Below are 6,633 nucleotides of genomic sequence, written 5' to 3'. Positions count from 1 at the left end.
TTGCGACTCTTCAAATGTACGGAGCTTTTTCAGAAATCAAATACTAGTCCTATATTTGGGAAAGTATACATCAAATAGGATTGACAAATACATGCTTATTGATGTGATCGCTACTCCAAATCTTTGAGCTACAGGGCGGTGAGAATAATGTCTAATGAATCGATGTGTTTTAAAAGTCTACGATTGCTCGTTGTTGATGACGACTCTGATACGAGAATATTACTTACGTTCCTATTTGAATTAGACGGAGCAAAGGTGATGACAGCTGCTTCAGCAGACGAGGCTCTAAAAATAATGTCATTTTTTAAGCCAGACATCCTAATTAGTGACATTTGCTTACCTGATGAAGATGGCTACTCACTGCTCATGAAGGTCAGAAATTTGGAAGCAAAACGAGGCAGAAAGATTCCAGCTATTGCTCTGACGGCATCTGCTTTTGAGGAAGAGCATAAACGTGCATTATTAGCAGGTTATGATATATACCAATGCAAGCCGATAGACTTAGGCGAGTTAGCTTCAGCGGTTACTAGTTTAGCTGGACTTGGACAATACTTTGATATCTTTGAACACAAGCAGGGACAAGCCAGTAGTCAAGAAAGCTTTAACTAAATTTTATTTATTTTGAAAATGCGATGTTGACGTAGCTCGTCGTCAACATCGCATTTTCTCATGAACTTTTGACTATTTTTACTTTTTTTAATTTTGCTACCAGTAAAAATCTATTAAAAGCACAATGATATAAAATATACTAAGAATATATACAGAGAATAACCAAGTAATTCTCTGTGAGGACTCATTTTTTCATATAAAGGAGCATGTTATGGAATATCTTGCCTATTCCCAGATGTTTATTGCTCAAGAAGAGGCATCTGGAAACACCAAATCTAATTCCTCCAAATTTCAATGGAATTGGAAAAAATCTCTTGAATCTTCCGATATAGTTATTACTAAAGAAGAGACATCTGAAAATAGCAAATATAAATTCAATTGGAAAAAACTACTTAAATCTTCGGCTTGGTTAGCTTTAGCTGGTGTTGGTGTATTACTTGTTGCTGTAACCCAAATTGAAATGAGTTCGGCTGCGTATGTAAAAACTAACGGTAGTTGTTTACGTATCCGTACAGGCCCAAGCACTAACTACTCTTATGTAGACTGTGTATCAAATGGCGCAACACTTCCAGCGATTGAAAGGTATGAAAACGGTTTTGCTAGGCTTTCTACGGGTAGATACGTTTTTGCCCGATGGATTGGTGATAAACCTAACAATCCTTCTGTGACTACACCTGGTGGTGTCGGTGGTTCGGTGATTCTTACCCCTGGTTCTAAAGGTCTGCTTGTCAGAGACGTTCAAACAGCTTTAGGTAATCTCACCGTTGATGGAATTTACGGTCAAGAAACTGTTAGCCGAGTCCGAAACTTTCAGGAAAGTAAAGGTTTACTTGTAGATGGTGTTGTAGGCCCCGAAACTCGAGCAGCTCTTGGTATTTAGCCAGAAGCCACCCTTGAAAAATCTCCTTTCCAAGTTCTAGCTGTTTTCTTGCAGGATAAAGAGAAATCAGAAATCAGGAACTTAAATCAAAACTTCGCAGCGTCTCGCCCGTCATCAGGCGGGTAAGACGACCTCACCCCACAAGAAAGAACTGTTGAAGGAGGCAGGAGGTAGGAGGAGCTTTTCAGGGGATTCAACCCCGGATGATTTGGAGCCACAGCTAGTTCCCTACCCTGCGGGAAGGTGGTAAAAATGAAAAACCGGGATAAAAGCCGATTTTATGCACCCTAAAAAACAGAAATTTGGCATTTTGTTGAATCTTAAGTTGCTAAGTTGATATTTCTGATGAAATACCCAAGTAATTTTGTACAATCTGCAAAATGCGCTCTGCTGCATGACCATCCCCAAAGGGATTGATTGCATTTGCCATTGCTTCATAGGCATCTGGTTCACTGAGTAACTCCGCAGCAGCTGCAAAAATATTCTCACTCGTAGTGCCTACAAGTTTGGCTGTACCCGCTACAACAGCCTCTGGTCTTTCGGTGGTATCTCTCAAAACTAATACTGGTTTTCCCAAGCTGGGGGCTTCTTCTTGCAAGCCACCAGAGTCAGTCAGCAAAAGATGCGATCGCTCAATTGCACCCACCAATTCGCCATAATCTAGAGGTTCTGTCAAGAAAATTCGGGGATGATTCCCTAACAGCGCTTCCAACGGGACTCGCACCGTCGGATTGCGGTGCAATGGTAAGAGCAAAGCTGTATCAGGAAACTTATCTAAAATTTGTAAAAAGCCCTGAGCGATCGCTAACAGAGGTTCTCCCCAATTCTCTCGCCGATGAACTGTTGCTAATAGAACGCGATACGATTCCCAGTTTAAACCTGGTATATTACAAACTACTTGGGTTGCAGCTACATTCAACAATGCATCAATTACCGTGTTACCCGTCATGTGAATTTCACCCAAAACACCAGAACGATGCAAGTTTTCCACAGCCCAAGGAGTCGGCGCAAAGTGCAACTGAGTAATTTGAGAAATCAACCGCCGATTAGCTTCTTCTGGGTAAGGATTGAATATATCATCAGTTCTTAACCCTGCTTCTACATGACCAACAGGGATTTTTTGATAAAAAGCTGCCAAAGCTGCGGCAAAAGCCGTGGTAGTATCTCCCTGCACCAGCACTAAATCTGGCTTTTCCACCTGGAATAATGCTTCTAAACCTTGTAAACTGCGGCAGGTAATATCATTTAGAGATTGCTGAACCTGCATAATTTCCAAGTTATAATCTGACTTGATATTAAACAGTTGCATAACTTGCTCAACCATCTCCCGATGCTGTCCAGTTAGAATTACTTGCAACTCAAAACCTGAAGACTTCTGGAAAACCTGAATGACTGGAGCTAGTTTAATCGCTTCCGGGCGAGTCCCTAAGATAATGCAAACGCGTTTTTGATTAGTCATTAGTCATTAGTCATCTGTAATTTGCCAATGGTTATAGTCAATGGTCTATGGTCAATAGTCAATAGTTGGCGGTCAATCATCACATAAACCATAAATATAAATGGATAAATCACACAAAATATAAAAAAACCCGGCTTAACCGGGCAAATGCACTGTTTGTCGAAATTCAACTATAAGTTCAAATCATAAAAGGCATGAAAAAACCCGGCTTAACCGGGCAGACGCACTGTTTATCGAATTCACTTGTAATGACTACTTAATCTCACAAGTTAAAGGGCAAGCAGCGTAAACAGTAGCCTGCATTTGGTCTGCCTCTCCATGCAGCCAGCTTAACCATTTAACTTCATTAGGATGAACTCCTTTAAGAGTAAGCACACCCGCAGCCAATACAACTGCCATGACATTAAACATTATTAAAGCGCCTGCAACAAGCAAAACCGCACTAACAGGCATCACAGATTGCAAGATAATCGACAACAGACATCCGACCGTAGCCATTAAGACAACTAGTGGAAAACCCACAACCAACAAGCATACTGCTAATGTAAAAGTCCATATTAAAAAGCTTTTAATCATCAACAAGGAGTAGGTCTTTCCTAGATTAGAGCTTTGAGCAGAAACCATGACTTTTCCTCCTAAAATACACAGCATATTTTAATTTCAGTCATATCTCGCTTTTGGCGAGTAAACTGAATTGTTTCAGTGAAATTCAGTATATAAAAACTAATTGGGAAAATGAGCATTTGTTTACTAAAGTTTACAGTTAATTTTTTGTAATTATGGATATAAAGTCAAGTTTCTATCTATTAAAAAAGCTCATTTTCTGCATCTACCTTCAGGCATATAACCTAAAAGGTATAAGCCTTTAACCTTGATCCCCAGGACATTACTCCTATTCAACTTAACATTTCTTATAAAAACTAGTAGTGGTTCTCATAATTCATATATAGGCTGAATAAATGATCTGCTAGTATTTGTGCTGTTAATTGCTGGCAATTCGGATTCATACCTGGGATAAATTTCTCATCTAAGGACTGAGAATATTTACCTTAAAAATTAAAGTTCTATAAAATACTCTCCTTCTATGTACATATACTAGGGTGTTTTAAGCCATTGCGTATGTTAAACCAGTTTAGATAGCTTAAATAATTTCTCTAAATCTTCTGAGTAGTGGAATCTCAGAAACAAAAAGATACCAATTGAGGTGGATGAAATGGATTGACAGTAATTCTAGAGTTTCAATCGTCTCTCATCACCACTAGGGCTTGCAGGCAAGCATTCTCCAAAAGTCATCAAAGCAAGTGACTTGACTTCTCGTTAATTCAACTTTTTAACTGCCAAATGTGAATATATATGACAGAATCACAGTCCCCATTAACTTCTAACACTGCTACCGAACGTAACCTGCCACCAATGCCACCGCCGCCACCGCCAACCCCAACCTTTAGTACGCAGCGGCAGATGACACAAACATTGGATATGTCAACCAACCCGCCTATTGCAGGTCATCGTCCAGGTAGTCCACCGCCAATACCTACTTCATCTCGCCCTCAAAGCAGCAGTGCGGGGCCCACTTTAGCGAAGCTAATCAGAGAAGCTTACGATCAGGGATATTCTGACTTGCACTTGGGTGTAGGTGAAGTACCCCGCTTCCGCAGCCGAGGAGAAATTCAATCAACGGATTATCCAGAAACAGATAAAGAAGCTTTTACGAATTGGTTGCGGGAGGTGATGAGTGAAGGGGAAATTCAGCGCTTTGAAGAACACTTAGAATTTGACGGAGCAACTCAATACGATTTTGCTCGCGTGCGGATTAATGTTTTTGGCTCCCTCAAAGGCTCGGCAATGGTGTTGCGCTTGATTCCGCTGAAAATCTTAACTATGGAACAGTTGAATTTACCCCCAGTTTTTCGGGATATTTGTCATCACCACAAAGGTTTAATTTTGGTGACTGGGCCCACTGGTTCTGGTAAATCTACCACAATGGCAGCGATGGTTGACTACATCAACAAGGAGATGGCCAAACATATCATTACCATTGAAGACCCGATAGAATTTGTCCATCAAAGCCGCAAGTCTTTAGTTAAACAGCGGGAAGTGGGAATGCATACCCGGAAATTTGACAACGCTTTGAAAGCAGCTTTGCGGGAAGACCCAGATTTGATTCTGGTAGGGGAAATGCGGGATAAAGAAACAGTCAACACTGCCCTAAAAGCCGCTCAGACTGGTCACTTGGTCATGGGAACCCTACACACCAATAGCGCTGTCAAAACCATTGAGCGGATTCTTAACCTCTATTCTGGTGACGAACAGGATGCAATGCGGGTGGCAATTTCTGAGTCTTTAGTGTCAGTCATTGCCCAAGGTTTGTGCCGCACAACTGACGGTAAGCGGGCTGCCTTCCACGATGTGCTGATCAATACTGAGGCTATTAAAGAATGGATCAAAGACGGTAAGTATGATGAAATTGGCGAGTTGATGAAACAAGCTAGCTTTGACGGCATGATTACGATGAATCAGTCGTTGCTCAATCTCTATCAAGACGGTCGCATCACTGAAGAAACTGCTTTAGAAATGTCGCCAACTCCTAACGAAATGGCGCAGTTTCTCCGAGGTCGAGTTTAAGATTGGGGACTGGGGATTGGGGGCTGGGGATTGGGTATTGGGGACTGGTCAATATTTAGTGTCAGTAATTTTCCCTCATCCCCCTCATCTTCACCCAGTCCCTAATCCCTAGTCCCCAGTCCCTAGTCCCCAGTCCCTAGTCCCTAGTCCCAAATATCTTTCTGATCCTGGTTGCGGTTATAGCTAAGGTAAAAGGTAAAAGAGATAATTTCTTACTTTTAGCTTCCTAACCTCTGTGAATAACTTAACGACAAACAAACTATCTACACCCCAGTTGTTTAAAGGCATTGCGCTATTTACACCTGGAGGAGATTTAATTTACTGTATCGACCCTAGCAAGCAAGGTCGATGGCATTTGCATTTGTGCTCGGCTTTGCAGGAAATTCTAGATTTACCAGAGCCGCCACATTTTTTAGTACCTTGTTATACTGCAACTATTGACAACTGGTTAGATCCGCGTACTGAACAAGTGCGAACTTTTGCTGAAGCTTATCCGGCTGTAATTAGACATCAAGCTTTGCTTAATGCCATTTTTGGCACAGGGGAGTTAGTATGGCAAGCAGCTCCTTGGCAGGAGGGGTTGTGCGATCGCATGGTCTTAACAACTTATCGTTCCTCATTCCCGCAGCTTTGGGAGGATCACGATTTAATTGTCCGTCTAGACCTTTCTGAACCTGTGCCAAAATACCATCAACCAGTCATAGTACAAAAAAAAGAAGCAATCACACAAGGCTATGTTCTCCGCTTATTTGTTGCAGGACATAGCAGTACTACTGAACGCATCCTTCAGAATCTACACGAATTGTTAGAGCGATCGCTTGGACATCCTTATACTCTGAAGGTGATTGATGTTTTAAGTCATCCAGAACAAGCAGAACTCAATCAGGTTTCTGCAACTCCTACCCTTGTCAAGGTTTGGCCTCACCCAATTCGGCGAATCGTTGGAGAGTTGGATCATGTAGAAAAGATTTTACAAATGTTAGCTGCTAAGGAAAAAATTTAAATAATCACACTAGTTTGTTTGTCAAGTGCGCGGATAGGTAGATGTCGGTGAAGGGGT

The 6,633-nt window shown here is 41.5% G+C and carries 6 protein-coding genes; 4 read left to right on the top strand and 2 right to left on the bottom strand.

Features of this window, described 5'->3' with window-relative positions; genetic code table 11:
• The first annotated feature begins 147 nt into the window (after nt 1-147).
• Both HWQ44_RS31830 and HWQ44_RS31825 read left to right on the top strand, forming a co-directional pair.
• Nucleotides 148-609: a response regulator gene (locus tag HWQ44_RS31830; protein WP_335043532.1), complete on the top strand. Its 462-nt coding sequence runs from the start codon at nt 148-150 to the stop codon at nt 607-609.
• Between the two features lie 211 nt (nt 610-820).
• Complete coding sequence (locus HWQ44_RS31825; RefSeq protein WP_292726222.1) at nt 821-1,489, top strand: peptidoglycan-binding domain-containing protein; 669 nt, start codon at nt 821-823, stop codon at nt 1,487-1,489.
• A 328-nt stretch (nt 1,490-1,817) separates the two neighbouring features.
• Here HWQ44_RS31825 and wecB read toward each other — a convergent pair whose 3' ends face one another.
• Entirely contained in the window at nt 1,818-2,948 is a 1,131-nt protein-coding gene (gene wecB, locus HWQ44_RS31820; RefSeq protein WP_292726220.1) for a non-hydrolyzing UDP-N-acetylglucosamine 2-epimerase, read from the bottom strand.
• A 252-nt stretch (nt 2,949-3,200) separates the two neighbouring features.
• The gene (locus HWQ44_RS31815; RefSeq protein WP_292726218.1) at nt 3,201-3,572 is read right to left on the bottom strand and encodes a hypothetical protein; all 372 of its coding nucleotides are present in this window, start codon (nt 3,570-3,572) and stop codon (nt 3,201-3,203) included.
• Nucleotides 3,573-4,301: 729 nt separating this feature from the next.
• On the opposite strand from HWQ44_RS31815, the gene HWQ44_RS31810 reads away from it, so the two are divergent.
• Together HWQ44_RS31810 and HWQ44_RS31805 are read left to right on the top strand one after the other, a co-directional pair.
• Nucleotides 4,302-5,573 (top strand): type IV pilus twitching motility protein PilT, encoded by a 1,272-nt coding sequence (locus HWQ44_RS31810; RefSeq protein WP_292726216.1) that lies wholly within the window; start codon nt 4,302-4,304, stop codon nt 5,571-5,573.
• Between the two features lie 235 nt (nt 5,574-5,808).
• The gene (locus tag HWQ44_RS31805) at nt 5,809-6,576 is read left to right on the top strand and encodes a circadian clock KaiB family protein (RefSeq protein ID WP_292726214.1); all 768 of its coding nucleotides are present in this window, start codon (nt 5,809-5,811) and stop codon (nt 6,574-6,576) included.
• The last annotated feature ends 57 nt before the right edge of the window (nt 6,577-6,633 follow it).

It is taken from the genome of Nostoc sp. JL34 (assembly GCF_017114945.1).
GTDB lineage: Bacteria > Cyanobacteriota > Cyanobacteriia > Cyanobacteriales > Nostocaceae > Nostoc.
The sequence above is the reverse complement of the archived record's forward strand: the minus strand, read 5'-3'. Positions and strand labels throughout refer to the sequence as shown.

Excerpts from the sequence above, each read along its gene's own strand:
- HWQ44_RS31810 (WP_292726216.1), top strand. The coding sequence starts at position 4,302 with ATGACAGAATCACAGTCCCCATTAACTTCTAACACTGCTACCGAACGT.
- wecB (WP_292726220.1), bottom strand. The coding sequence starts at position 2,948 with ATGACTAATCAAAAACGCGTTTGCATTATCTTAGGGACTCGCCCGGAA.
- HWQ44_RS31825 (WP_292726222.1), top strand. The coding sequence starts at position 821 with ATGGAATATCTTGCCTATTCCCAGATGTTTATTGCTCAAGAAGAGGCA.
- HWQ44_RS31815 (WP_292726218.1), bottom strand. The coding sequence starts at position 3,572 with ATGGTTTCTGCTCAAAGCTCTAATCTAGGAAAGACCTACTCCTTGTTG.
- HWQ44_RS31830 (WP_335043532.1), top strand. The coding sequence starts at position 148 with ATGTCTAATGAATCGATGTGTTTTAAAAGTCTACGATTGCTCGTTGTT.